The sequence below is a fragment of the Aquitalea sp. FG25 genome (assembly GCF_057809375.1).
This window is the reverse complement of record NZ_JBMDJV010000002.1, coordinates 65,748-90,381: the sequence shown is the minus strand read 5'-3', so window position 1 is coordinate 90,381 and position 24,634 is coordinate 65,748. Positions and strand designations below refer to the sequence as shown.

Annotated in this window: 18 protein-coding genes; 7 read left to right on the top strand and 11 right to left on the bottom strand. The window is 49.8% G+C overall.

Going from position 1 to position 24,634, the window contains the following annotated elements:
- Nucleotides 1–4 precede the first annotated feature (4 nt).
- From ACODR9_RS02110 to ACODR9_RS02100, 3 genes are all read left to right on the top strand, one after another.
- Entirely contained in the window at nucleotides 5–1,300 is a 1,296-nt protein-coding gene (locus ACODR9_RS02110; protein ID WP_488807352.1) for a flavin-containing monooxygenase, read from the top strand.
- Between the two features lie 161 nt (nucleotides 1,301–1,461).
- Nucleotides 1,462–1,884: a RidA family protein gene (locus ACODR9_RS02105; protein ID WP_159876067.1), complete on the top strand. Its 423-nt coding sequence runs from the start codon at nucleotides 1,462–1,464 to the stop codon at nucleotides 1,882–1,884.
- Nucleotides 1,881–2,552, top strand: coding sequence for a DUF1028 domain-containing protein (locus ACODR9_RS02100; protein WP_488807351.1), 672 nt, complete (start codon nucleotides 1,881–1,883; stop codon nucleotides 2,550–2,552). Before ACODR9_RS02105 ends, ACODR9_RS02100 begins: the two co-directional genes overlap by 4 nt.
- A 193-nt stretch (nucleotides 2,553–2,745) precedes the next feature.
- Here the strand turns inward: ACODR9_RS02100 and ACODR9_RS02095 are convergent, their stop codons facing one another.
- The 9 genes from ACODR9_RS02095 to ACODR9_RS02055 form a co-directional block, all read right to left on the bottom strand.
- A complete protein-coding gene (locus tag ACODR9_RS02095; RefSeq protein ID WP_488807350.1) occupies nucleotides 2,746–3,840 on the bottom strand; it encodes a fimbrial protein in 1,095 nt (364 codons plus the stop codon).
- A gap of 114 nt (nucleotides 3,841–3,954) precedes the next feature.
- Nucleotides 3,955–6,981, bottom strand: a complete 3,027-nt coding sequence (locus tag ACODR9_RS02090; RefSeq protein WP_488807349.1) for a two-partner secretion domain-containing protein — start codon at nucleotides 6,979–6,981, stop codon at nucleotides 3,955–3,957.
- A 120-nt stretch (nucleotides 6,982–7,101) separates the two neighbouring features.
- A complete protein-coding gene (locus tag ACODR9_RS02085) occupies nucleotides 7,102–7,560 on the bottom strand; it encodes a ShlB/FhaC/HecB family hemolysin secretion/activation protein (RefSeq protein ID WP_488807523.1) in 459 nt (152 codons plus the stop codon).
- An 83-nt stretch (nucleotides 7,561–7,643) separates the two neighbouring features.
- Nucleotides 7,644–8,801, bottom strand: coding sequence for a POTRA domain-containing protein (locus ACODR9_RS02080; protein WP_488807348.1), 1,158 nt, complete (start codon nucleotides 8,799–8,801; stop codon nucleotides 7,644–7,646).
- A 49-nt stretch (nucleotides 8,802–8,850) separates the two neighbouring features.
- Nucleotides 8,851–11,355: a fimbria/pilus outer membrane usher protein gene (locus tag ACODR9_RS02075; protein ID WP_488807347.1), complete on the bottom strand. Its 2,505-nt coding sequence runs from the start codon at nucleotides 11,353–11,355 to the stop codon at nucleotides 8,851–8,853.
- A gap of 139 nt (nucleotides 11,356–11,494) precedes the next feature.
- Nucleotides 11,495–12,184 (bottom strand): fimbrial biogenesis chaperone, encoded by a 690-nt coding sequence (locus tag ACODR9_RS02070; protein ID WP_488807346.1) that lies wholly within the window; start codon nucleotides 12,182–12,184, stop codon nucleotides 11,495–11,497.
- A 162-nt stretch (nucleotides 12,185–12,346) separates the two neighbouring features.
- Nucleotides 12,347–12,934 (bottom strand): fimbrial protein, encoded by a 588-nt coding sequence (locus ACODR9_RS02065; protein ID WP_488807345.1) that lies wholly within the window; start codon nucleotides 12,932–12,934, stop codon nucleotides 12,347–12,349.
- A 1,117-nt stretch (nucleotides 12,935–14,051) separates the two neighbouring features.
- Nucleotides 14,052–14,507: a single-stranded DNA-binding protein gene (locus ACODR9_RS02060; protein WP_045848297.1), complete on the bottom strand. Its 456-nt coding sequence runs from the start codon at nucleotides 14,505–14,507 to the stop codon at nucleotides 14,052–14,054.
- 90 nt (nucleotides 14,508–14,597) lie between these two features.
- The gene (locus ACODR9_RS02055; protein ID WP_488807344.1) at nucleotides 14,598–15,962 is read right to left on the bottom strand and encodes an MFS transporter; all 1,365 of its coding nucleotides are present in this window, start codon (nucleotides 15,960–15,962) and stop codon (nucleotides 14,598–14,600) included.
- Nucleotides 15,963–16,133: 171 nt separating this feature from the next.
- Between ACODR9_RS02055 and uvrA the strand changes: the two genes are divergently transcribed.
- The 3 genes from uvrA to ACODR9_RS02040 all read left to right on the top strand — a co-directional run bounded on the left by uvrA (nucleotide 16,134) and on the right by ACODR9_RS02040 (nucleotide 20,047).
- On the top strand, nucleotides 16,134–18,962 hold the full coding sequence (uvrA, locus tag ACODR9_RS02050) for an excinuclease ABC subunit UvrA (protein WP_488807343.1): 2,829 nt from the start codon (nucleotides 16,134–16,136) through the stop codon (nucleotides 18,960–18,962).
- Between the two features lie 129 nt (nucleotides 18,963–19,091).
- Nucleotides 19,092–19,535, top strand: coding sequence for a VOC family protein (locus tag ACODR9_RS02045; protein ID WP_488807342.1), 444 nt, complete (start codon nucleotides 19,092–19,094; stop codon nucleotides 19,533–19,535).
- Between the two features lie 311 nt (nucleotides 19,536–19,846).
- The gene (locus tag ACODR9_RS02040; RefSeq protein WP_488807341.1) at nucleotides 19,847–20,047 is read left to right on the top strand and encodes a hypothetical protein; all 201 of its coding nucleotides are present in this window, start codon (nucleotides 19,847–19,849) and stop codon (nucleotides 20,045–20,047) included.
- 208 nt (nucleotides 20,048–20,255) lie between these two features.
- Here the strand turns inward: ACODR9_RS02040 and ACODR9_RS02035 are convergent, their stop codons facing one another.
- Nucleotides 20,256–21,902, bottom strand: a complete 1,647-nt coding sequence (locus tag ACODR9_RS02035) for a BBE domain-containing protein (protein WP_488807340.1) — start codon at nucleotides 21,900–21,902, stop codon at nucleotides 20,256–20,258.
- Nucleotides 21,903–22,269: 367 nt separating this feature from the next.
- Here ACODR9_RS02035 and ACODR9_RS02030 point away from each other — a divergent pair, with 367 nt between their 5' ends.
- Nucleotides 22,270–23,376: a hypothetical protein gene (locus tag ACODR9_RS02030; RefSeq protein ID WP_488807339.1), complete on the top strand. Its 1,107-nt coding sequence runs from the start codon at nucleotides 22,270–22,272 to the stop codon at nucleotides 23,374–23,376.
- 130 nt (nucleotides 23,377–23,506) lie between these two features.
- Here ACODR9_RS02030 and ACODR9_RS02025 read toward each other — a convergent pair whose 3' ends face one another.
- A complete protein-coding gene (locus tag ACODR9_RS02025) occupies nucleotides 23,507–24,619 on the bottom strand; it encodes a class II histone deacetylase (protein WP_488807338.1) in 1,113 nt (370 codons plus the stop codon).
- Between the last annotated feature and the right edge of the window lie 15 nt (nucleotides 24,620–24,634).

Below are 24,634 nucleotides of genomic sequence, written 5' to 3'. Positions count from 1 at the left end.
GGTGATGGAAAAGACCGATACGCTGGTGATTGGTGCCGGCCAGGCCGGCATTGCCCTGAGCGAGCACCTGAGCAAGCTGGATGTGCCGCACCTGGTGCTGGAGCGCAAGCGCATCGCCGAACGCTGGCGCTCGGAGCGCTGGGATTCACTGGTCTGTAACGGCCCGGCCTGGCACGACCGATTTCCCGGCCTGGATTTTGATGATGTCACACCGGATGCCTTTGCCGGCAAGGAGCGGGTGGCGGACTATCTGGAGGCCTACGCCCGCAAATTTCATGCCCCCATCCGTACTGGGGTAGAGGTACTCAAGGTGGTGCGCAACAGCGGCCGTCCGGGCTTTACCGTGGAAACATCCACCGGTGTGATTGAGGCCAATCGCGTAGTGGCGGCGACCGGACCATTCCAGCAGCCTCTGATCCCGCAACTCATCCCGGCTGACAGCCCGGTCAGGCAAATGCACTCGGCGGAATACCGCAACCCGCAGCAACTGCCTGCCGGAGCGGTGCTGGTGGTGGGCTCGGGCTCGTCCGGGGTACAGATTGCCGACGAGCTGCAGCGCGCTGGCCGTACCGTCTATTTGTCTGTCGGCCCGCACGACAGGCCGCCGCGCCGTTACCGCGAACGCGACTTCTGCTGGTGGCTGGGCGTACTGGGTGAGTGGGATGCGCAAAAGGTAAAGCCCGGACGTGAACACGTCACCATCGCGGTGAGCGGTGCACGCGGCGGACATACCGTGGATTTTCGCCGCCTGGCCGAACAGGGCATCACCTTGCTGGGCATGACCCGCTCTTGCGAAAACGGCGTGATGCAATTCCAGCCGGACCTGGCGGAAAACATTGCGCGTGGTGATGAAAATTATCTGGGGCTGCTGGACGCTGCCGATGCCTATATCGCCCAGAACGGACTAGACCTGCCGCCAGAACCAGAAGCCCGGCAGCTGCCGCCGGACCCGGCCTGCGTGCGGGAGCCCATCCTGTCGCTGGATTTGGCTGCCAGCGGTGTCAGCACCGTGATCTGGGCCACCGGCTTTGCCGTGGATTACCGCTGGCTGCAAGTGAATGCCTTTGACGAAAAGGGCAAGCCCAGCCATCAGCGTGGCATTTCCAGCGAGCCGGGCGTGTACTTCCTGGGTCTGCCCTGGCTGTCACGGCGTGGCTCCAGCTTTATCTGGGGGGTATGGCATGACGCCAAGTTCATTGCCGACCATATTGCCACCCAGCGCAAATACCAGGCCTATCACGCCAGTAGCCCAACCACCGCAGCGCCGGTGCGTGAAACGGTGTGTCAGGCTGCTGACTAACTGATTGATTCCGCAGCCTTGCCATCTGTTCCCAATCCCCCCGCCTTGCTCTGCCAATTGAAGAAGGGCGCCTCGCTTTCTCTCCAGAAAGCGAGAAGAGATTGTCAATAACCTGTGGTGGCGGCAAGACCGCCACCCCACACACAGCAATGAGGTGAAACATGGTTCACAAACGCATTCGTCCGTTCAATACCCGCGAAACCTACCCGGAACAAAAGCTGGACAACGATCTGTGCCAGGCCGTGGTGGCGGGCAATATGGTGTTTTTGCGCGGCCAGATCGGTCAGGACCTGGATACCCGCGAGTCGGTGGGCATCGGCGATGTCACCGCCCAGGCGGAAAAAGCCATGGCCAATGTGAAAATGCTGCTGGAAGAATCCGGCAGCCATCTGGACCACGTGTGCAAGATCGTCATCTACCTGGTGGATACCCGCTACCGCGAGGCGGTATATCAGGTGGTAGGCCGCTGGCTCAAGGGCGTGTATCCGGTGTCCACCGGACTAGTGATTTCTGCCCTGGCACGGCCTGAGTGGCTGGTGGAAATCGACATCACTGCGGTGATTCCGGAAGGCTACCAGCCATGACCTTTTCCATTGCAGCACGCTGTCCGCACACCGGCATGCTGGGGGTGGCGGCGGCATCGTCCAGCATTGCTGTAGCCAGCCGCTGCTGCCATGTAGAAGCCGGGGTGGGCGCGGTGATGAGCCAGAATGTCACCAACCCCGCCCTGGGGCCACAGGCGCTGGCGCTGATGGCAAGAGGGGAGCGGGGCCGCACCTTGTGCCAGGCATTGGCGCAGGCTGATGGCTATCTGGCCTGGCGGCAACTGCTGCTGGTACCGGCGCAGGGGGAAATCGCCACCTTCAGCGGCCAGCATGCGCTGGGGGTGTTTGCCACGGCACAGGGGGAGCATTGTGCTGCTGGTGGCAATATCCTGGCCGATGCCAATTTGCCCGCGCGCATGGTGGAGGCCTTCGAGGACAGTCGCGGCCATCTGGCCGAGCGTCTGCTGGCTGCCATGCAGGCTGCGGTGGCTGCGGGGGGCGAGGTCGGGCCCATCCATGCCGCCGGGCTCAAGTTGGTGTGGACGCAAAGCTGGCCGGTGGTGGATTTGCGGGTGGACTGGAGCGATGGCGAACCGGTGGCAGAGTTACAGCAGCTGTGGCAACGCTATCAGCCGCAGATGCAGGACTACATCACCCGTGCCGAAGCACCACAGCAGGCACCGGCTTATGGCGTGCCTGGGGTATGAATGAGGCTGACGGGGAGGCGACATGCCTTACCCGTCATGACGGATGCCTGATCAAGCTTGGCAAGGTTTGTCGCTATGCAAGATTTTGTCTGGGTAAAGACATTTAATTTTCTGCGCAGTAATTGCATTATGCTTAGTGGCAATCAGATTAGGCTGGCCGAAAAAGACGTTCAACATCAATTGGCATGATTTGCTATGGGTAATCAATAAAAAATTCAACAACAGCATTGCCATGCCCTGCAGTAACTGCACCGGTGCGGATGTAATCAGCTTGCAATGGCATTTCAACCATGCTTCCACTTGCCGATCCCATCGAATAACTATTGTTAGTGCCAAAGCGGATGGTCTGATTGTTGGCTAGTAATTTTAGTCGTATCGCAATGCCTTGAGCCGGTGGGGCACCAAAATCTGTTGCGGGGGATAAGCCAAGTAAGTCGCTGGAATTGCTGCGATTGTTAATATCGATAAAATAAATACTTGGTTTGGCTGCGGCGGAGCAATTATTTAGGCGTATGCTAAACTGAGTTCCCCCTTGCAGGGAAGGTGAGTTGATAGAAGGAAAATCTATCGTACTGAAATAGCCCATCATTACTTGAATGGCAGGTGTCTCTATTTCGCAAGTATTTTGGATTGGTACATTGTCAAGGTTTAGAGTGTATTTGTCGCCAAAGTCACCAGTTGCATTGCATATTCTGGATGCTACACCTGCACTGTTCACCGCATCAATGATGAAATTTGTCGCTGCACCAGGCGTATTGGTAACTACTCCACTTGAAGCATTCCCTGTTAATATAAGCTCTTGTACTGTTGCAAGCTGAATGGCACCTGTTCCTACGGCACTGGGTTCGGCTGCTTCTTCCGCTAATATGATTGGCACAGCATTGCGTGGCAATATGCCATTGGCAGTGCTGGATGAGCTATATCGCCAGCGTAAGCCAATGCCAGGGATATTGGTTGCTACGGTGTAATAGTCTGCTAAACCACCACCAACGCCACCGCTAATCCAACTTCCCTTTATTCTGACAGTGTCAGCTTCTCCAGCCTTTCCAGTGTAAACTCCACGAACGGTAATGCCACGTGCAGCCAAAACGGTTCCGATAGGCGTGCTGTTAAATATTTTTATACTGTTGCCTTCAGTATATATATTCCATGGACCGCCAAGGGTATTGTCAAAATAACACTGACTTGCAGTGGCCCCCGCAAAAGAAGGATTTGATAGAAATATAAAACTTAGCACTAAAATTAGATATTTTAATGATATTTTGAGTGAGGTAAATGGGTTTCGCATTGTATTCAATATTGAGATGAAGAATGTAATGCCGATAATTTTTAATTATTTTATTCTGAATTAAAAAATGCAAAGCCAGGTTACCAGGCCTTGCACTTAAATTATTGTATGTTGTTAAAATTGATCCCTGACTATTCCTCGGTTGATTCCGATTAGGCTAAGACGTGCAGAATCCCCAAAAACCTGCACGCCTTCTATACTCCCCATGTTGATGCCAACAGCACCGCCGTAAGTCTGATTGCTCGAGTATTTAACTAGTCCATAAGTTTGAGCATCCACTACCCTGCCAATAGTTTCGTTTATACCCACTAAGCCTCCAATCTTGCTGGACGAGCCTGAAGTGACATCAGAGTAAGAGTAGGAATTGCTAATCAGGCCCTGATTCAAGCCAACCAAGCCGCCGGTAGATGCAGAACTGCCTCCTATAACTGTTCCATAAGCGTTACTGAAGGAAATGCTTCCTTCCATCAGGCTGCCGCTGTTCAATCCGACCAGGCCACCAACATTACTATACGAATCTCCTGTTATATTATTTTCAGCAGATACTCCGGTTACTGTTCCTGTATTCGTTCCAATTGCTCCACCAATATTTGTATTCGTGCGCGCAGAAACCCTAGATACCACACCAGCATCGGTTATCTTTCTTACGGATGAGTTTGAAACGTTACCGTCGTTATTGCTGCCTATCAAACCGCCTACACTAGTGTTACTACCTCCAGTTGCAATAACTGCAGCAATAGCGTCGGTAACGTCACCCAAATTGTTTATACCAATCAATCCGCCTGTTTCTCGTCCTCGACTGTTGTTAATGGTTGCATTGGTGGCAACATTACTAACAGTGCCAGCCAAGTTAGTGCCTATAAGTCCACCGGCCACTGTGCCTATTCCACCTTCAATTACACTATTAGAACGAGAGTTCAAAACGGTACCGTTGCTCAAGTAACCAATAAGTCCACCGGCACTGCCAATATATGAACTATCGGGAGAGTAATAATTGTAACTAGTTCCAACAGTACCAGAGCTGCTTGAGTCTATGATAATACCTCCAAGACTTATGCCAACAAGGCCGCCACTATTGGGTGAGTAGCTAACCTTGACATTTCCCGTGTTTTTAGAAGATTCAACTATCCCTTGGAAGTTAATTCCAACCAATCCACCAGATCCATTGCCAGAACCAGAGTTATTATTCATTCTTCCGGTAATTGAACCAGTGTTCATAGAGTTGGAGATAGTACCTCGGCTGTTCTCCCCCGCAATGCCGCCAATCCCGCGGGTAGCGGTATTACCTGATACAGTACCAGTAAATGTGCTTCTATCAATTTTCCCGCTATTAATACCAACCAAACCGCCAAGGGTGTTGGTTTGGCTGGATGAATACGGAGCTTGGATGGAGACATTGCTACTACTGTTGATCAGGTTGCCACGGTTATAGCCAATAAGTGAAGCAATTGCCGCTGAAGTATTAGATACTGTATTTGAAACCGTACTTGAGGTTAGGTTGATATTTTTCAAAGTGCCATCGTTTGTTGCTATCAAGCCGGAATTAGGACCGGCAGAATTAATTGAAAGCCTTGTTATTGTATGGCCAAAACCATCTAATACACCCTTGAACGAAGCATATGGGTTGCTACCGCTTGCGATCGAGTCAAATCTTTTGTAAGAACCATCTATATCATTGCCGATTACATAGAGACCATACAGATTGTTATTGATTCGCTGCAGCTGATCAAAGTTTTGAATAATTTTATAGTTCTTGTTGTTGATGCTGAACGTGGTATCCGTACCTGCAAGTGTGATTGATTTTCCTTTTGCTAGTATATAATTATCAGAGCCTGGGTTGAGTGCAAAAGCAGCATTTTTTCCAGTTGAGGAAATATTATCGTTAATCAAGATATTGTTCTGCGCGGTTAGTGCAAGTTTGTTTTTGCTGGACCATGCCACAGGGCCATTTAAGGCTAAATCTCCATTTGAGTTGGTGATGGAAATATTGGAGTAGGCCAGGCCTCGCGACAAAGTATCAGAAGCAATATAGCTATCAGAGTATGGAGCGCTATTGCCACGAGTGGCAATTTCAAAATCATCTGCTTTGATTGAGACTAATCCGGTATTCCCATTCTCAGCAGTTGTATTAAAAAGAGTACTCAATCCTATCCGTACATGTTTACCGCTAATGTCAATTGATCCACCATCGCCAATATTTTGTCCTTGAGCGCTTGCGCTTATCTGTCCATTCACATCAGCCCGATCTTTAGGACCAGCATCAAGAATAATTTTTCCGGATATGAAATTCAGTGTATTTGCTTCAATAGTGCCGCTATTGTTAACCACTGTTTTCATCAAGTTAGAGCTATCATGTGCAGTAAGAATAACTTGCCCACCATTGGCGCTTATCTTATTAGTGTTCTGAACCAGAGCATCCATGATGGCACTATCAACTTTCACATTAACCAACCCAGCGCCATCAAGACTGAGAGTGAATGCACTGCCTGCAGCTAATACAGTACTCCCATTTGGCGTATTAATTGTGTCTGCATTCCTGACTTGATTGGCAAGAAGTATCACACTGCCATTTGTGCTGTTGATTGTTCCTTGGTTTATAATGGTTGATCTGGAAATTCCAGAGAATTTATAATTTCCACCATTAAAATCAGCATCAGATATGTTTTGTGTGGATGCAAGCAGGCCACCGACATTGATTTGTGATCCATTCCCAAATGCTACTCCATTCGGATTGATGATGAATACCTTACCATTTGCGGATAACTGACCTAATATCATTGTGCCTTCAAGGCCCAGTACGCGGTTCAATGCAATCGAATTTTGATTTGGTTGATTAAAACGCACTTTCTCATCGGATTTAATCCCAAATTTATCCCAATTAATAATAATTTTATCAGAGTTTTGATTGACGGAAATTTGCTTTCCGTTGTTAAATATTTGAATATTACCAGCTCCAGATGTAATATTTCCACCGGTTGGCAGTGCAAATGCAGATGGTATGGAGATGATACTAATACTAGTTAACAATTGCAGCTGAGAGCGATTGATGCCTCCTGTTTTCCTACAGGCTTTTTCTTTTTCACTGCAGGCAACCCAACATCCTTTATGTGCATTCCAGATACGGCTGAAGATAGTGTTCATGATGGAGTCCTTGGCGTGGTAATTTTGGCTCGGTATCAATATTCCGCTCTAAAACAGGCACTGCATTTAATTAGCCTTACGATAAATTCTCTTTTCTCCTTTCTTGTTGGTTTTAATGTATTAAAATATATAGCTCGTTTGAACCCATGCGGATGGTGCTTTCCGTGTTGCATTAGATTTTCCAGGAGCAACCGGTAATGCAGCGGTAAGCTTGATTGAACCTCCCTTGTTTGCAAATGTTAATGTCGTTCCAATGGCGGCTCTACGGATAAGGGGGTTTGCTTCACCCCATCCATTTTTGCTTGCATGCGTTTGTCCATAATCATAAAACCAGGAAGCTTGAATTCTTGGTTTGATTGAATGCCGTAATTCAATACTGCCGATAAAACCTTCATCACCCGAAGCATCATTGGCAGAGTAAGCACGGACTGCATAAACTCCGCCCAGGCCAATTTTCTCAGCAGAAATCATATTTTTATCAGACCATTGCATGTATATTTGCCCGAATATACTTGTACTATTTGTTATCCATTGCGCGTGACTGCCATTAATTGCTAATTTACTGAAGCCGCCTTGTATTCTTGTTGATTTTTGGTAATAGTCTTCCCACCATGGACTAAGTACTGTAATACGACCAATGCTGTAACTTGCCGAGAAAATACTTAAGGTCTGTCAGAAAAAATACTTGACCCACTGGCTGAGAATGATGTGGTAATGATTTTAGATTTCTTCTTGTTTGTGTCTTTGTCAAAGTCTGTCATGTCATTAAATAATCTTTCTTCATATCTAATTTTCAATTCAGAGTATTTATTATTTTGAGTAATAATAGGTTGCTGTAGATAAAAGCTGGTTGAATTAACATATCCATGCATTTCCAGTTCTGCCATTGCCCCGTCAATTGCATACTGCATTTTGGAGTAAGTCATTCCAATTTTTGAGTCGCCAATATTGGTTGGCATCAAATAATTTATTCTTTTATATAAATTTTTTGGATTGCTTATCAGCGTTTTTATATTTACTTGATCACCAATCTTTAATGGATTATTGAGTGTAAAGTCCCCTATGGTTCTGTAGAGACCTGTACTTTTGTCGCCTAGATTGTCTGCGCTGATATTTACGCTGAGATATTTTGTATCTTCTATGCTTACTGTTAGGTCGGCTTGACCATCTTCTGCGCCAGGTTCCAGGGTGGATGTTGCTTGAATCCCAGCTATTTGATTTAACCTAGTCAAGGTGCTTTCTAGATCGGCTGTTTGAATTAATTTATTCTTTTTAATAGAGCGCATTGTGTTGAGTATGACAAATTCTTTAAGTCTGGATTTATTTTCGTATTTAATTTTTCCATACTTGCCTTCTTTTATTTCTATGATTAATTCTCCATCATTGATTTCTTGTGGTGGAATATATGCATGTGCAAATGCATAATTATTTTTGTGATAGAAATCCTCAATTTTCTGAGCAATTTCTTTCAATTCCTTAAGGCTATGTTTCTTGCCGGTATCATTCTTGATGATTGTGTTTAATTCATTCTGGCTAAATGCATGATTTCCTCTTATTATGATCTTGGCAATGAAAATTGTTATATCACTTCCAGAAGTGGCACTTTTTTTGTTTATATTGCTGTTTATATCGAGTTGCAATGGTGCTTGTTTGGGGCGAATTTCATTTTTGTTTTGTTGATCAATTTCTCGAATCAATTCACCACCGGATGGGGCTGCTAGTGCACTGCCGATGCATGAGTACATGCCAAGTCCGAAAGTAATAAAGTAAAGATTATTTTTTTTGTAACGCGTATTGATTTTAATGGCACTTTGATTCATATATCATTTTATTTGTATGGGTTTGTTTCTTATGGAATATGAAATGTCTTCATTTGATATTTTTATGACATGTCTCTGATGTGTGATTAAACTTAAATCCACTTGCCTTTGCGTTGGTTTCCATTGTGTATTTAATAGTGCATTGCGCATCTGATTGATTTCCCCATTTAACTAGCAATGTCCCATTTTGCTTTGTCGTTTTTACTAGTACTTGGCTTCCCTGGCTAACAATGCCAATTTCTTCTCCATTCTCGTCGAATATACTTGCTCCATACGGTAGCGGGTCTCCATTATCTAATGTGCTATTAATTATCGTGCTGTAGGATGATTGTGTTGCATACTCTATGTGCATAATTGCACCAGCGCGTGGAGTTACAACGGTATTGCTGTCTTGAGCAAGTTCTATGTTTAATGGCATTTTCTTGGTTACAAGGTTAATTTTGTTAGTGTGATATGGGGTGAGGTTGCCAATAATGGTATACCCATATTTATCTATTAAGGCGGCAGATGTACCAATAGCGGCACCTTCTCCATTTGGTACATGGACTAGTGCAACGGTTTCTCCAGTTGCTTGTGACATGGTTATCCCGTGAGAATGTACAATTAAGGCACCCGTCGCAGTTGCAGAGTATTGTTGATATCCAGGCCCTGAACTTATTCCTGCTGATACGGTAGTTTGCGGAAGTATATATCCAAGCCGTAGGCCTCCATTTAGCGATTTATTACTGTCTGAGTTGCTATATGCTGTATAGGAAGCATTATTATTACTATGAAATCTCCCGGATATGCTTGTGTTTACCTGTGAAACTTCATTTCCTTCATAAGTAAGTAGGCTGTTAATAAATGATCTTGAGGATTCTTTTTCGAATGGAATGCTAATATTTAAGCTAATGCTATTTTTTAATGAGGAGGTGTTGTTGTAAATTTCTTTACTTCTTTGTAGTGCTAGGCTGTAACTTATGTTATTCCAAGTATCGCTGTATCCTGCGGATATATTTATTTTCTTTTCATTCGTTTCCCAAAATTGCAAAATAGAACTATTTATATATAAATATTTTGATTTTATGGTTTTGTTGAGATTGATTTCAATTTGTTGTTTGGGAGCTAACAGTTGTGGACTTGACCATGTCGTGCGCTGCTCCATTAATCTGATTGCGTCGCGCAGAGTTAAATACTGACTCGATAAGTATTTGTATGAAATAATAGAAATATTTGTCCCGCTGTCAGGTAGTGACTTGGTAAATGCAAGGCGCAAGCTATTTCCAATCTGTGATTCATCATGACTTGGTCTAAACATTGATTGTGTAAGATCTGCCGAAAATGTTCCAAATTTTGTGTTGAGTGCGCTTCCTGCCAATACGCTTGAATAATTCCCTGAATAAATCAGGCCGCTATATCCTGTCCAGTTTCCGCTAAAACCATGCCTTAATACGCCTTGGAAAATGTTGGGATGGTTTGATATTGAATTGAGACGCACTTTTCCTAACGCTATGTTGTAACGATATTGGCCAGAACGTAATAATTCTGGGGAGTATGCATAAGGGACAATAAAGCTACGCTGAGTACCCGTTGATTCTGTTACGATTACTTTTAAATCTCCGCCATCAGTTTGAGCATTAATGTCGTCGAGCTCAAATGGCCCGGGCGCTATTGTTGTTTCGTAAATAAGTTGTTCGTTTTGATAAACAGATACTTTTGCATTACTATTTGCAATTCCATGAACTATTGGTGCGTAGCTCTGTGCAATATCTTCGAGCATCCTATCATCGCTGTATAATTGCATGCCTTTGAATGGAATACTGTCAAATAAACCGTCACCTGTGATGGTTTCTCCGAGAATTATTTGTGATTTCAGTGTTGTGCTATCTGTCTGTAGATATGTATTGTTTGAGTTGTATTGAATTTTAGATTTGTCTTGATTGTTCCAGCTGAATGATCCTGACTGCCTAAGTCGCCATCTTTGGAAATTGATACTGCTGTTTATTCCTATATATGCACTTTGCGCTGCATTGCTCTGAAAAAAATTACTGTTATAGTTCACCAGCAATCCATTTTCGCCCTGGTGCCAAGTGGCCGGGTCGGCGTATGTGCCAATTTGTGGATTTGTTAAGAATATTTCTGGAATAGTTAATGAAATTTTTTGGGAGTTTTGGTCGGTGTCAATCGATACTCCTGGTATGCCTTTTAAAATGTTATAACAATTATTATTTTGATCTGAAATTATTGGCTTATCGTTTAATTTTGCTAGTTGATTAATTTTGTTGAAATTAACACCTAGTTCAATCAATTGTTCTTTGCTTATGCAAATTTGATTGGATATGTCCGTATTGTCATTTATTGATATTTCCTTTAAACCTTTTGGTGTGTTGTTGATATATATTTCAAATCTGTATTTTCCAGCTATTAATTTCGCACTTTTACTAAATTTTGTTAGATCTATAGTGGGCGTGTTTGGGTCTTGATATAAAAATGCAGGATCAAATTCAATATCTTTATTCTTGATTGCAGAATCTTTTTTGGAATAACTTGTGTCTTGATTTGAAACTTCAGCCATTGAACACTGACTTGCTATATGTAGTAAGATATATATGGCAAATGTTTTGGGCGTATTATTTTTGTTTTTCCAATTCCTCGCATGTGCATCGTGCTATTCCATTTGCATTGCCTGCCATTTTCTTCAAGTTTCTCTCGTGCTACGGTATTTTTTTGGTATCTTTTATTTCTATATTTTCTGTGGTGATTCCTCCAAAATCGTTTACCGCCTTGTATTCTACTTTTAGCGGCATTTTGATGTTTTTTTCGTCCAGTTCATATTTTTCGTTTGCGAATGGGGCTACCATGTTTGGCTTTATTTCAGTGATTAAATTTGTGTTTGCAATTTTTATGTTTACTAGCGATACAAAATAAGGGCTGGTATTTTTTGCTTCTAGGAAATACTTGTTCTTTTCTTGTAATAAATTCCACGATAGGTTTTTTATCCCATCATTTGCCTCGGATGAGAGTGATTGAGGTCTGAAAAATAACTTTATTCGACTTCTATAAGTGAACTGTAGTTTATTGTTTTCGCTATTTTTGGGTGGTATCTCCAGGATGTTTAGCCAGAAAATTGATTCTCTATCGTCTGGTAATTTTTCTCCTGTGTAGATTATCCTTAATATTTGTCTTTTGTTTCCATCTATCCTAAATATGGGTGGGGATAAAATAAATGGAACTTGTATATTGGTAGGTGTTTTTTCTATGTTTCCTCTGTCTATCCATGTTTGTACTAGTGATGGCTCTGCGCCTTTATTATTAATTTCTATGCTTGTTTCTTGCTCGTTTGATTCAAGTATGATTCGAGTGCCTTTCATCACTATTGCCGCATGTGTTTGTTGAGTGGACATTAGCAGGGTTATGCATCCACCTATAAAGGTGAATTTATTTATGGAGTTTAATATCATGTATGTCGCTTTGCTTTTTATGGATAAAAAAGCTTCGCTCATTTTGTTGGGCGAAGCTGAGGTTGTTGCGATTAATGATATGTTGAAGTGATGGGCTGCGATTAGTTATTGATAAACTAATACATAGTCAATCTGACTAAATATCGAACCAGGTGTTGGCGCTGAAGTTGGATCCACGCGTACTAATCTGGCTTGTAGATTTGCCGTCCCTGAACGATTTCCCGTTGGTGTGGTTGACATGGCAGGGGTGATGTTTACATTGGTAAATCCATTACTTCCACCTAGTCGAATTTTTGTGGCTGCACCGCCTCCTGATGGAATAGCTGCAAGCTCGATTCCTACATTGCCTGCAGGTAATGGTCCATTTAATTTGAGGTTGCCTGTTGATTTGTCGATATTTGGATTGTTCGGATTAAATGCTATAGATACGGTGTCTCTGTTGCAGGATGCGGCATCTCCGGAAATCGTCAGTGTGAATGGAATAGGGGTTGCACCCGCTGCTGGTACTTCTGAAGGTTGCAAAGAACCAAAATCAACTGTTTTGAAGCCTTGTAGCTCCCCATCAATAAGGCAGGTGCTACTTCCAATGCTTCCGGTAAATGAAATTTGACCAGTGTTTGATGCGGCGTAAATCGTTTCATTTGCCATTACACTTGTTGCGATAATAAGAGATAGCTTCACTATATTCTTCATGGGTAACTCCTTTTATTGGTGGCTGGCATTTGAAATTTCAAACGCATTTAGAACCTATTGGAAATATTTATTTTAAATAATAAGAAATTTCTTAACAGACTATTGATTTATCTAGTTTGCTTGTGGAAATTTCTACTTATTAGTAAATATTTATCTTTATTTGCGGTTTTTAAGGGTTTTACTTTCGAGTGCTTGTAGTTGATTTGAATTCTATTGTCATGATTGATGTGGTGAGGCTTATATGGCACAAGATTTTTACTAGGCTACTGCAAGCTCTTTGGGCATTCGCTAGTTCGGGAATCTCGTGTTCATTCAATTAGGCATGGAAACCAGCCCTGGAGAGATGTCTCGCTTAAATACAGATCATCTTTTTATGCGAAGCGTGGAAAGTGCTAACTGGGATGGTTTTGTCTTGGGCGGTGTATGCAAGCACGCTTAGTCGGAAGCCGGTTAATAGCGCAGGCTGTATTGGTTTTGGGTGTGAAGATTGCGATTGACTAGCGACTCATGCAGTTGGTGGCGTGAATGCGTGCTGAGGCAGTGTAGGTGTGCTGATGGCGGATTATTTCTGTTGGAAGACTAGCTTGCTGTTAATCAGGCCTGGTTGATGGACTTTGTGTTCGACCTGGAGACAGGAGGGGGAGTCAGCACGAACTTGTCTGTTGACGATATGGCATGTATGAGTTGACCACCTTTGCTCAGGCCAGGGAATCTGCTGACCTGCATTTATCGCAGGTATTCTCGACCCGTTGGCGATAAGTCGAAACAATGGATGATTAAAGATGGCGGTTGGTGGTTTAAAGCGAGCCGCTACACTTAATTACTTGTTGTTGCGGTCTGGAACATAGGCTGTACTGTAACGTGACTTGCACCGGAAAAGGATGCAGCTTGGCATTCTTGGCTCGGCAGGTTTTTCTAGAGCAGGTTTCGGTTTATCTCTGCGCGTGGTGTGGTGGATGCTGCTCAGCTTTGGCTTGGATGTGCGTTGAGGTAAATTTGTGGTTGCGCGGAATTGCAGTAATACGATGCATGCCTGATTGGCGTGACCAAATGACAAAAGAGCCCGCTTCCATCAGGGAGCGGGCTCTTTGTTCACTTCTTGATATAGGGTTCCGCCTCAGAACGGGATGTCGTCATCCATGTCGTCCAGCTTCGGTGCCGGTTTGGCTTCCATGCGGCGCGGGGCAGCCGGTGCCGCTGCGGGGCGGGACTGGGCTGCCGGTTCGCCGTAGGCGTAGTTGTCGTCCATGGACGAACCGCCTTCGCGTTTGCCGCCTTGCAGGCTCAGTTCGTTCACGCGCACATCCGGCGACAGTTGCTTCTGGCCTTCCTTGTTCTGCCATTCGCGCAGGGTGAGCTGACCATATACGGTCACTTGCTGGCCCTTGCTGAGGAAGTTTTTCAGCGATTCGCCGCGCTTGCCCCATACCTGGCAGCTGAACCAGTTGGTGGTTTTGCGCTCGCCAAAGCCGATGTCGCTGGCCACGCGGAAGCTCAGCACCGGTTCGCCGCTCGGGGTGTAGCGCAGTTCGGCGTCTGCCGCCAGGCGTCCGTCAAAAGTGATGCTGTTCATGTGGGTCTCCGATTCAATTCGATAATGCTGCGCCGGTCTTGGCCGACGCATGATTGCAGGGTGAGGTGCGTGCTGGCAAGCGCCGCACCGTCAGGAATAAGTAGCCTCTACCATTTGCTTGACGGCTTCCTCGTCCCAGCCTTGCTGGGCTACCTTGAGGTAGGCCACCCGGTCTTCCAGCACCACCACGGCCTCTGTCACGCCGGCCAGAGTGGATAGTTGCTGTGACAGCTGCTGTGGGTTGCCTTGCCAGTCTTCACCAATGTGAAACATGACCGAACGCACCGCCTGTGGGGCCTGCATGCTGAACGATGCCAGCAGCCAGCTGGCCATCAGCACGCTGGTAAAGCCGAACACGCCGGACGGGCCGTAATGGGTGTACAGCCAGCCGCCAGCAGCGGCACCCATGAACAGGCCAAAAGACTGGGCCGTATTATACACACCGATGGCGGTTCCTTTGGCATCGGCTGGGGCGATTTTTGAGATCAGCGAGGGCAGGGTGGCTTCCAGGATGTTGAAGGCGATGAAATACAGGCCCAGCCACACCACGATCTGCCAGAAGCTGTCCAGCGCCAGCGCCATGCCCAGTTGGGCGGCAGTCATGATGGCGATGGCACCGATGAATACCTGTTTCAGCTTGGCTTTTTTCTCGCCATAGATAATGGCCGGCACCATCAGCAGAAAGCCGATTACCGTGACCGGCAGGTACACCTCCCAGTGGTGTGCCTTGTCCAGGCCTGCGGTCTTGATCAGGGCAAAGGGAATGGTGACAAACATGGCCATTTGCGCCGCATGCAGGGCGAAGATGCCGTAATTGAGCCGCAGCAGCTGCGGATTTCTCAGCACTGCAGGCAGGCGCTTGGTATTGGCCTCGGTATCGGAGTGGAAGCGCGAAATGGCCGGGTTGGGGATGATCAGCCATACGCCTACCAGCGCGGCCAGCGACAGGACGCCGGTTAGCGCAAAGATGCCGTTGACGCCGATGTACTGCGCCAGCACCGGCCCCAGCACCAGGCTGACGGCAAAGGTGGTGCCGATGCTCATGCCAATCATCGCCATGGCACGGGTGCGGTTTTCTTCGCGGGTCAGGTCGGCCAAGAGGGCGGTAATGGCGGCCGAGATAGCCCCTGAGCCCTGAATCACGCGGCCGATGGTGAGGGTGACGATGTCGTGCGCCCCCGCAGCCACGAAGCTGCCAATGGCAAACAGCACCAGCCCGCCGTAAATCACCTTTTTGCGGCCGATGCGGTCGGACAGCATGCCCAGCGGCAGTTGCAGCAAGGCCTGGATGAGGCCGTAGCTGCCCAGTGCCAGGCCAATGAGCGTGTGGTTGTCGGCCCCGCGCAGGGTTTGCGCATAGATGGCAAACACCGGCAGGATCAGGAACATGCCCAGCATGCGCAGGGCGTAGATACCGGCCAGCCCCAGGCTGGCGCGCAATTCAAGCGAATTCATGTGTGTTGTCGTTATCGATTCAGGAGTCAGGCTATAAACGCTGCCGGTTTACCGCGCGGGCCATTGCCATGCGACTAGCTTTTTTGCTGCAGCGCATACTTTGGTGGAGCAGTGGTCGCCAAGTCGGGTATATTATCAGGTTCCCCGACCGACAGAGTAACGCTCTCACACATGGACACCATCCGCATTCGTGGCGCTCGGACGCACAATCTGAAAAACGTCAATCTGGACCTGCCGCGCAACCAGTTGATCGTCATCACCGGCTTGTCCGGTTCCGGCAAGTCCTCTCTGGCTTTTGACACCCTGTATGCCGAGGGCCAGCGCCGCTATGTAGAGAGCCTGTCGGCCTATGCCCGCCAGTTTCTGCAGTTGATGGAAAAGCCGGATGTCGACCTGATCGAAGGGCTGTCACCGGCCATCTCCATCGAACAAAAAGCCACCAGCCACAACCCGCGCTCCACCGTGGGCACGGTGACGGAAATCCACGACTACCTGCGCCTCTTGTTTGCCCGCGTGGGCGAACCGCACTGCCCGGAGCACGGCGTGCCGCTGGCATCGCAAACCGTCAGCCAGATGGTGGACCACGTGCTGGCGCTGCCGGAAGAAACGCGGGTGATGATTCTGGCCCCGGTGATTGTGGGCCGCAAGGGCGAAAATTTGGATCTGTTTGATGATCTGCGTGCTCAGGGCTTTATTCGCGTGCGGGTGGATGGCGAAGTGTACGAAATCGACAGCCTGCCCAAGCTGGACAAGAACAAAAAGCACACCATCGAAGTGGTGATCGACCGCCTGAAAGTGCGTGAGGACATGAAACAGCGCCTGGCGGAAAGCTTTGAAACTGCCTTGCGCCATGCCGAAGGCCGCGCCATCGCCGTGGAAATGGATAGCGCTCAGGAGCACTGGTTCTCGGCCAAGTTTGCCTGCCCGGTGTGCAGCTACAGCCTGCCGGAGCTGGAGCCGCGCCTGTTCTCCTTCAACAACCCGATGGGTGCCTGCCCCAAGTGTGATGGCCTGGGTGAAATTACCTTTTTCGACCCCAAACGCGTGGTGGCGCACCCGGAACTGACACTGGCTGCCGGTGCCATCAAAGGCTGGGACAAGCGCAACCAGTTTTACTTCCAGATGCTGCTGGCGCTGGGCGAGCATTACGGTTTCTCGCCCACCGAGCTGTCTTTTGAAGACCTGCCGGAAAAAGTGCGCCATGTGGTGCTGCACGGTTCCGGGCGCGACAGCATCGAGTTTGTCTACATGTCGGAGAAGGGCACCCGCTTTACCCGCGCCCATCCGTTTGAAGGCATCATTCCCAATCTGGAACGCCGCTACCGCGAAACCGACTCCAGCGCGGTGCGCGAAGAACTGGCCAAATACCAGAACAACCAGCCCTGCCCGCATTGCGCCGGTTCCCGCCTGCGGCTGGAAGCCCGTCACGTATTCATTGGCGGACGTACCCTGCACGAATTGAACCAGCTGCCGCTCAAAGAGGCTGCCGCTTTCTTCTCCCAGTTGAATATCAGCGGCCACAAGCATGCGGTAGCGGAAAAAATCGTCAAGGAAATCAGCGAGCGGGTGTCCTTCCTTAATAATGTGGGGCTGGATTACCTCAATCTGTCACGTTCCGCCGATACACTGTCGGGTGGCGAGGCGCAGCGTATCCGTCTGGCCAGCCAGATCGGCTCCGGCCTGACCGGGGTGATGTATGTGCTGGACGAACCGTCCATCGGCCTGCACCAACGCGATAACGACCGCCTGCTGGCCACGCTGATGCGCCTGCGCGACATCGGCAACAGCGTGATTGTGGTGGAGCACGACGAAGACGCCATCCGCGCGGCGGATTACCTGGTGGACATGGGCCCCGGCGCTGGCGAACACGGTGGCGAGGTGCTGGTGGCCGGTACGCCGGCGGATGTGGCCGCCAGTGAAAATTCGGTGACTGGTGCTTTCCTGTCTGGCCGCCGCCGTATTAACTGGCCGGGCGAGCGCCGTGAAGTCAACCCGGAACGGGTGCTGAAGCTGCATGGTGCCACCGGCAATAATCTGAAGAATGTGTCGCTGGAACTGCCGCTGGGCATGCTGGCCTGCATTACCGGCGTGTCCGGTTCCGGCAAGTCCACGCTGATCAACGACACCCTGTACAAGATTGCTGCGCGTGACCTGAACGGGGCCAGCGAAGAACCGGCGCATTACGACAGCATCGAAGGGCTGGAGCTGCTGGACAAGGTGATCAACGTCGACCAGAGCCCGATCGGCCGCACCCCGCGTTCCAACCCGGCCACCTATACCGGCCTGTTCACCCCCATCCGTGAACTGTTTGCCGGGGTGCCGCTGTCGCGTGAGCGTGGCTATGGGCCGGGCCGCTTCAGCTTCAACGTCAAGGGCGGTCGCTGCGAAGCCTGCCAGGGCGATGGCGTGATCAAGGTGGAAATGCACTTCCTGCCGGACATCTATGTGCCGTGCGATGTGTGCCACGGCAAGCGCTACAACCGCGAAACGCTGGAAGTGCAGTACAAGGGCAAGAACGTTTACGAAGTGCTGGACATGACGGTGGAGCAGGCGCTGGAGTTCTTCAGCGTGGTACCGGCAGTGGCGCGCAAGCTGAAAACGCTGATGGACGTGGGCCTGGGCTATATCCGCCTGGGGCAGAGTGCCACCACCTTGTCTGGCGGCGAAGCGCAACGGGTGAAGCTGGGGCTGGAATTGTCCAAGCGCGACACTGGCCGCACTTTGTATATTCTGGATGAACCCACCACCGGCCTGCATTTCCACGATATCGACCTGCTGCTGCAAGTGCTGCACCGTCTGCGTGAAAACGGCAATACCGTGGTGGTGATCGAACACAATCTGGACGTGATCAAGACCGCCGACTGGCTGATCGACCTTGGCCCGGAAGGCGGTGCGGGCGGTGGCCAGATTATTGCCACCGGCACGCCGGAACAGGTGGCGGATAATCCGGTCAGTCATACCGGGCGTTATCTCAAGCCCCTGCTGCAACCGCGCACTTGAGTGCGGCAAGCGCAGCGCAGTACAAACCTGCAGTCGGCGGCAAATGCCATTCGTTGCCGGCTGCGGCAAACACCGTAGAATGAGCACGCGCCACTTGTTGGCGCGTCACCCACACCCGATGAGGATGCAATGCTATCGCTTGGCAAGATTGACCATATCCATATCCGTGTCACCGATCTGGCAAAGGCGCAGGGCTGGTACCAGCGTGTGCTGAACCTGGCCCCCGACACCCGCTACAAGCACATGCAGAGCGGCCCGCACGGCGTCGTGATGCTGATGAACAGCAATGGTTCGGTGCGTCTGGCCATTTCTCAGGAAGACAAGCCGGTATGCGAACCCGGCTCGGTGGCCTTTCTGGTAAGCGGGCAGGATTTCCTGGAGTGGATAGACCAGCTGGCTGGCGAGCGGGTGATTGACCGCGCCGGTCAGACCGTGGCGCGTGACTCGGTGATGGATCACCAGTTTTTCTGTTCCATCAGCTTTGTCGACCCGTTTGGCAACCCGTTCGAGATCGTCAGCTACGACCATACCTGGCTGGCAGGCAAGCTCAAGCTGGCCAGCAAACCGGCCTGACCGGCTTTCTGCTGCCGCATTACCCATCAACCCGCTACGGCGGGTTTTTTTATGGCTGCTGTGCTGGAAAAGTCCGTCAAATCAAGAAGGTGCGTCAGGCGGCGCCTGGCTGTCGCCAATTGACGACCCCAAAAGTGCTGCCATTTCAATGGCTTGGGTCAATTGTTGCAATGCTTGTCGCTCATTGCCGACAACTGGCATGGTTTGGGTTGGTGTGTATGGATATAAGTCATTGTTTTAAAATGATAATGCGTGGCTGGCATGGTGTTTGCAAAGACAGGCTTGTCTTCCAACCACATTGAAAGAAGCTCATGCAAAAGAAATTGCTTGTTGTTGCCATGCTTTCCCTGCCCCCGGCCAGCCTGGGATTGATCAATCTGGTCTATGCCGCCACGCCCGCGCCGCAGACACAGTCAGAGCAGCCAGAGGCTTCGGCACCACAAGGCAATCTGCCTGATGCAGCACCGGAGCAGGGCTGCAGCATGCCGCAGCCCGCTGGACAACAGCAGTAAAGCTGCCACGCCGGGTGTGAACCGGTGATGTAACAAGGCCCGCCAATGGCGGGCCGTCATATTATTGGCAAACCCCTGATTCGCCCGCGAGCCAAGCCTGGCTTCCGCGCACCTTGCCCCTGGCGTACCTGCCATGCAAAAAGGCCCGCAAAATTGCGGGCCTGCGCTGAACAGGCTCAGCCTGTCTCAGATGGCAAAACCATGCCCATTAGCGGGTAGGGCGTTGCAATGGAATGGACATTTCATGCCGGAACAGATTATGCGGGTCAACCTTGTTTTTCAGCGCAATCAGCCGGTCAATCAATGCCTCATCCTGGTAGTAAAGATGCAGCCAGTTGGGATCAATCTGGGTTGAGCCATCCTGGACATATTTCATGTCCACATCAGGATAATTGATATAGCACCCCTGGTATGCAGGCAGTAGCGGACGATTACCCGTCGAGGCATGCACAGCATTGTAAATGCGGCGAATCCAGGCTACTTGCACGTCATCCTCTTTCGGGTCAGTCCAGTAGGTCTGATACTGTGCCTTGAGGATGGATTGACGCTGCGGTACAGCAGTATGCCCAGTGCCGTTGGCATTGATCTTGCCGCCATAGGAGTCAATCTGCACCAGGGATTGCGTCATTGCCGTGTCGTTAACATTGGTCAGGTTTTCAAACAGCGCTTTGCATACTTCATCGCTGAAGTTTTCAATCTGATATTCAGATTTGTATTTGCCGCGCTGATTATTACCAGAGCCATTGATGCTTTGGGTCACATAAATCCAGTCCATGGCCATGAGCGGGTCTGCCTGGCTGAGGGTCATGCCGGCATCACGGCGTCCCAACGGGTTGATATTGGGAAGCAGGAAGGCATCATGAACCACGCCGGGTTTGCCTGCTGCATCATTCATCTTCTGGATGAAGTCATTCAGTGGCTTGTCGCGCTCGCCGCCAACCAGACCGTCAATACCGGTGTACTGAATGGCAAGAACAATATTGTCATCGCTCTTGATGTGATTCAGTTTGAACAGCGTAAACAAGCCACCATTGCCAATTGCCGGGTCCGGGTTATTGGAATTGGCATCATTGTCATGAAACCATTGCCAATAAGCCTGCAGCAGTTTGGTGAGATTTTCCGGGTGCTCCTGGAACCATTTCCAGTCATATTTAAGCGGATACCAATATGCTTGTTGCGGAGCGTCAGGCAGTTCTGCGTAGTAATAATTGATGATGATGCCAAAGTTGCCACCACCCGCACCGCAGCAGGCAGTAAACAGCATGCGGTCGGTTTCGTCAGTGCTATCGGCGCGCACATGCTTGAATTGCAAGCTTTTACCATCGGCTGCTGCAACCAGGATATCCACACCGCTGACCCAGTCTACGGTCAAACCTTGCAGACGCGACAGCAGGCCATAGCCACCGCCGCTAACGTGCCCGCCAACACCAACCGAATAGCAAGAGCCGCCTGGAATGGTTTTTCCTGCTTGTCTGTATAGTGAAATGTATCCATCCCAGTTTTGATTACCGGTTGCAATACGGAACTGATAGCCGTGCCCATCCTTGTCATAAGGTGACTTGACCTTGCCAGCGGCATCATGATCCATGCCTTTCATTTCACCAACGTCAATGATGGCAAGTTTTTCTGCACTATCCAGACGGTTGGAAACAAAGCCTTCATAGCAATGGCCGCCGCTGCGTACAGTAATGCGGAAACCTTCATTCAGGGCTTCATTGGCAGCGGTCTGCACTTCTTCCGGGGTGCTGCAAATATAAATTCGCTGCGCTCCATCTTCGCTGGTAATCGGCCAGCGCAAATTAAAACCCTTTTGTAGGGCGACGTATGTTTTATTGTTGCTTTCAATCTTGTTCATGATGAATCCAATCAATTGTTAATCAAGCAGCAAGGCGGCTCATTGCTGAGAATTTTCTTGCCCTGCGGTATGAATTGTTGAGTCATTGCACTGAATTAGCAATGGGTTATATTGGATTTTTCTTATTAACTGCACTTTAGTTCAGTATCGTCGGAGTATGTCATGTAAATTCCTGAGCCTATATTAGCGATCGGATTTGCCTGTAAATAAGCAGGGCGGTAACTGATATTCACGATGTGATGACATTTGAAAAGGATTTGAGCTGAATTGGCCTGCTTGTTGCAATTACCCTTAATGGAACGTAATGCAATGAATATTCTCTATCTGAATACCTGTTTGTCTTGCCTATATATTCAAGGAGTATTCGATGAAATTAAAAGACTTTGCATCCATTGTTGTGATTGCCTCGACGCTGGCAGGCTGTGCCAGTGCCAATCTGACTGGTTTTCTGGATTCATTTCGCCATTCCGGGAGTGGTCAATATACGGATACCGATCAGGCGATTCCGTTTATTTCTATGCTGTTTGATAATGGAGGCGTGGTAAATATTGATGTGGGTGAACTGCCATTTGTTTATGCCAAACTCAATCAGGATGGGGAGCTGGAGTCGGTTCGTCCACTTGAGGGCGGGGTCAGGCTGGATGATGGCCAGCTGTTACAGGGCTACCATTCTGACTCCTATGTCATTCGGCGCAGCTACAGTAAAAAAGGTAGTCCGGGAGCGGTGGTGATGCCGGACAAACCTGATGCCCTGGACGCCTGGTTAAGTCCCGATATGCCACCAGCCATTCTGTTTCTGTATCAGCAAGATCAGTCTGGTGGCATCAAGCTGGAAAATGCAGCGCAGTTTCTGAGTGGGGGAGTCAATATGGCTAGCCACCACATACAGGCACTATTGGCCGTAGATCCGGCCATTTATGAACTGGTACCGGGCAGTGACTACCGTCGTTTCTTGCAGCAGATGGCCAAGCGCAGTGTGCGTTGTGACAAAAAGGGTGATGAGCGCAGCCTGGCAACCGTGTCCTGCCTGCCCAATCACCAATTGCCGGTGATTTTTGCCATCAAGGCCAAGCGGGTGATTCACCTGAGTCAGGAAATGCTTAATCATGCTTTCGGTGGCAAGGCTGATTTGCCACTCATTCCTATTGATGCGAGTAAGACCAGCCTGGAAATTGATGCCAACAGGCAGCGCATTACTGCCTTGTTCACGCATTATGAGGATGCACATGAACAAGACCTCCCCTTGCAGTGGCGCTGCGATCAGGAGCATCACTGCTATCCAAGCGGAATTGCAGCCGACAACGATGAAACATTGGTGTATGCCGTGTTTGCCACCAGCGCCATGCGTTTTGCCCGTTATCTGGATGCCAAAGTGCCTTTCACGCTGAATAGCAGTCCTGCCTTGCTGACTCCGTCTGTCCCGGCACCGCTTGCAGCCCGGCAGCGCCATGACAAGACCCATTCCAATGCTTGAGTCGGTGCTGGGGCATGGTGCAGTCCATGACGGGCCATGCTGCAGTACAGCTTTAGTCATGTAGGGCGTCATCCATCGCCATGCACAAGGCCCGCCAATGGCGGGCCTTGTGCATGGTCATTTCCGCCTGTTACAGCCCGTGTAGCGCAGCCATGCCATCCAGCAACTGGCGCTGCAATTGCAGCATGGCCGTGCAGGGTTGTTGCTGGCGGATGAAGTCCTGCAGCGGGTCCACTACCTCGCTGCAGAGGCCGGACAGGGCCTCGATGGTGGCCAGCCCGCAGAACGGTACATAGGCTTCGGAGTAGCCACCTTCATGGGCCAGCACCAGCTTGCCCTCACAGTGTTGTTCGGCAAAGTTGCGCAGCAGGGTGGTCATCTGGCGGAAGGTGTCGCTGTGCGCCAGCATGCGCGCCAGCGGGTCCACCGCATTGGCGTCATAGCCGCAGGCCACGATGATCAGCTGCGGCTGATAGCGCTCCAGCGCCGGCAGCACGATGCGTTGCATGGCGTACAGATAAGCATCGTGGCCGCTGCCCGGCAATAGCGGGATATTGATATTGGCACCCAGTCCGGCTCCTGCGCCCCGGTCTTCACTGCCGTTGTAGCCCGGTGGGAAGCAGCCATCCTGATGAATCGACATGGTGAGTACGTCCGGGCGCTGGTAGTAGATGGCCTGAGTGCCGTTGCCGTGGTGCACGTCCCAGTCCAGCACTGCTACTCGTTCTATGCCGTAGCGCGCCTTGGCCGCTTCGATGGCGACGGCGATATTGGACAGGAAGCAAAAACCCATGGCGGCATCCGGCAGGCAATGGTGGCCTGGCGGGCGTGTCAGCACATAGGCATTGGCCGCCTCGCCGCGCCACACTGCATCCACCGCTGCCATGGCCAATCCGGCAGACAGGCAGGCAATGTCATAGCTGCCCGGCCCGACCGGCGCTTGCGGGCCGAGTTCGCCACCACCGGCATCGCTGAGGCGCTTGAATTCATCCAGATAGGCGGCACCATGCACGCGTAGCAGGTCGTCACGGCTGGCTGGTTCGGCTGAGCGCTGTAGCAGTTGGCGGCTGATGCCGGCCACATCCAGCAGGTTTTTCAGGCGGCGCTTGGTTTCCGGCGATTCGGCATGGCCGGCGGCGGCTGGCGGCTGCACCCAGCCCCCCACTGGCAGCGTCAGTGCATGCAGGCCAGCGCTATGCCACATGCACAGTTCATCAAAATAAAAGGCGGTACGGGCAGTCATGGCTTCTCCTTGTGT